We start from the raw sequence: 2,287 nt of genomic DNA on the forward strand, positions 1-2,287 counted from the left end.
TGAAATCCTCCGCGAAGATCTCCCGCGGGCGGTTCGCATGGGGCGCGGTGTCGTAGAACATTGTCGAGTCCTCGATTCCACGCAGGGAGCGGTAGCGCGCCCAGCCTTCGAGGTCCTCGTCGGGTAGAAAAGCGCGATGAACGAGATGTCCGAATTCGTGCCCGACGAGGAAGAGGATCTGCTCTTCGGCCAGCTCGTAGACGCCGGGCGAGAGATAGATGGTCCGCTCTCCCGCCCACGATCCCATCGGCTCGACGACCGGGTAAGGAAGGAGATAGATGTCGAAGCCGATCTGCTCAAGGAAGCGGACATCGACGCCGGTCAATGCCCGCTCGACCGAGGCGACGGGAAGGGGGTGAAAGCTGCCATCGCCAGGGTTCGAAACTGCCGGATCTTCTGTGCTGGTGACGAAGCGCCTCAGGACACCCTCGCGATCCTGCAGGTAGAGGAGGCCGTCGGAACCTGTCATCGCGCGCTCGCTGAGGACTTGATCCGGGTCGAGGATCCGGATGCCTGCGGGGAGCCCGGCGGCCGCAGCGGTCCCGGCGATCAGGCAAGCCAGGCCGGCGAGGAGGAGGGCCGTAAGGCCTGTGCCTGCTGCCTGGTGGGCTCTGCTGCGGTTCCGATTCAAGGCGACCTCCGGGGGCACCCCTCGTGCCATGGATGTCATCTTTGATTGACATAACTTTACCACCTCTGGACGGGGTATGGCAAGCGCAGATTACCGTTGATAAAGCATTATCTAGTAGGTGATTAAGCGACTCGTCGCAGGGAGCGGCGGATTTCTATTGTAAGCCGCAGGCTCCAAGAAGACCGGCCCCGGGAGGGGTCCCGGAGCCGGTCCGATGTGGCATGAATCTGGGGTCCGATCTCATCCGGTCGATGGGGGGCTGGAGCCGGGCCCTGAGCCGACGGACCCGCCCGGCCAGCTTGATCCGCCGGGCCCGCTGGATCCGCCGGGCCCGTCTGGCTCCCTGGGCCCACCCGACCCGCCGGGCTCGCTGGGCCCACCCGATCCGCCGGGCTCGCTGGGCCCACCCGATCCGCCCCACCCGCCCCACTCGCTGGATCCACCCTTGCCCGCTCCCGCGATTCCTCCGGGGGCGCCGCCGACGTAGCCGGGATCGCCCTCCGGAATCCAGCTCGGGATCGGCACGGGCTCTGCAGGGTTCTGGGCGCCCCATCGTGACAGGACCAGGGAGCCGAAGCCGACGGCGAGGAAGACGAACCAGGCCGCCTTCACGATCGAGAGGAGGATCTTGCCGAGCAGGCTGACTCCGACGGAGCAGAAGAGCCATCCGACGATGTTGACCGCGAAGAGCACCGCCAGTCCGATCGCGAAGGTGCCGATCCAGGAGTTGGAGTCCTTCACTTCGCGCCTGAGGAGAACCTCGCCGAAGGCGCCGACCGCCACGGCGCCGCTGGCCAGGATGATGAGCATGATCACGATGAAGCCGGGGATGGCGACCAGGATCCCGATGCAGGTGATGCAGAGGAGAATCAGAATCACCGCGGCGGCCACCATCGAGCCGATGCCAGCGAGGAGGCTGAGCCAGAAGCGCGACCGCAGGGTCGAGCGCACGACCATCCCGCGCTTGGGAAAGGCCAGGAAGAAGACGAGGCCGCAGAGAAAGAGACCGATGTAGGAGACAAGCCCCTTGGCGAAGGTCGAGCCGGAAAGCGACGGGCACTCCCGATCCCTCTCCACGAGCCCGTGCTTCCCGCCTTTGGGCAACCACCAGAGTCCGCCGGGGATGGAGCCGACCTTGACGTTCTGGCCCTTGACGATCGCCCCTTCCTCGCGCTCGATCGGCCCTCCGACGCTGACGACATCTCCATCGACCACGCACCCGGACTTGAGTTCGATCCCGCCGCCGACGGCGACGACGTCACCCTTGACGCGGCCGAAAACAACGACGCTGCCTCCGATGGCGACGACATCCCCCGTGATGATCTCGTCCGCGTCGACCTCGATGCTCTCTCCCATGCGGACGACATCGTTCTTGCTCGATTCCCAGTCGCTGTCATCCAGGTCGGCATCCTCATCGGGGGTTTCATCGACGCTCTCGTCCGAGCCCTTCGGCCCGCCGCCGGTCGCGTCTTCCGCGATGCCGGCGCTGCTCTCCGCCAGCAGATCGGCCGCGGATCCGGCCGGGAGGAGGAGAAAGCCCAAGAGGAAGAGAAGGCCGAGGATCAGAGGGATCCCCGCGGGCCACAGGTTCACGGTTCTAGTGTTTCGCATGGCTCAGTTTCTCCCTTCTGACCTGACCCACTAGCCACCTCAGTC

At 65.7% G+C, this 2,287-nt stretch carries 2 protein-coding genes; both read right to left on the bottom strand.

What is annotated here, in order from left to right:
- Positions 1 to 631, bottom strand: a 631-nt coding sequence (locus FJY88_13705) for a hypothetical protein (protein MBM3288381.1), incomplete at its 3' end; no start/stop codon positions are given.
- 240 nt (positions 632 to 871) lie between these two features.
- The gene (locus FJY88_13710) at positions 872 to 2,242 is read right to left on the bottom strand and encodes a hypothetical protein (protein ID MBM3288382.1); all 1,371 of its coding nucleotides are present in this window, start codon (positions 2,240 to 2,242) and stop codon (positions 872 to 874) included.
- Positions 2,243 to 2,287: the final 45 nt, after the last annotated feature.

Source organism: Candidatus Eisenbacteria bacterium (assembly GCA_016867495.1).
In the GTDB taxonomy this organism is placed as follows: Bacteria; Eisenbacteria; RBG-16-71-46; order CAIMUX01; family VGJL01; genus VGJL01.

Bases quoted from the DNA above. Each gene is read 5' to 3' on its own strand.
- FJY88_13710 (MBM3288382.1), bottom strand. From the start codon at position 2,242: ATGCGAAACACTAGAACCGTGAACCTGTGGCCCGCGGGGATCCCTCTG.